The sequence below is a fragment of the Desertibacillus haloalkaliphilus genome (genome assembly GCF_019039105.1).
GTDB lineage: Bacteria > Bacillota > Bacilli > Bacillales > KJ1-10-99 > Desertibacillus > Desertibacillus haloalkaliphilus.
The window spans coordinates 1-414 of sequence record NZ_JAHPIV010000200.1 but is presented as its reverse complement, the minus strand read 5'-3'; the positions used below and the strand labels follow the sequence as shown (position 1 = coordinate 414).

General features: G+C 48.1%; 1 protein-coding gene. It reads left to right on the top strand.

The annotated features are described in order from the left end of the window. On the top strand, positions 1-414 hold a 414-nt coding region (locus KH400_RS29800; RefSeq protein ID WP_217228131.1), incomplete at both ends, for a hypothetical protein.

Below are 414 nucleotides of genomic sequence, written 5' to 3'. Positions count from 1 at the left end.
AAGAGGGGGAGAAGAGAAAGGAGGAAGGAAAGGAAGGGGAAAAGGAGGAGGAGAAAGGGGAGGAAAGAAAAGGGAAGAAGGAAAAAAAGGAGAGGGAGAGGAAAGAGGAAGGAGAGAGGAAAAAGGAAGGAGGAGGAAGGAAGAAGAAAGAAAAGGGGAAAGAAAGAAAGAGGGAAAAGGAGGAAGGAAAAGGGAAAGGAAAAAGGAGGGGGAAAGGGAAAGGGGGAAGGAGGGAGGAGGAAGAAGAGAAAAAGGAAAAGAAGGGGAGGAAAAGAGAAGGAAGGGAAAGGGAAGAAAAGGGAAGAAGGAGGGAGAGGAAGGGAGGAAGGGAAAAGGGGGAGAAAAAGGGAGGGGGGAAAGAGAAAAAAAGGAGGGGAAGAAAAAGAGGGGGAAAAGGAAAAGAGAAAGAAGGGG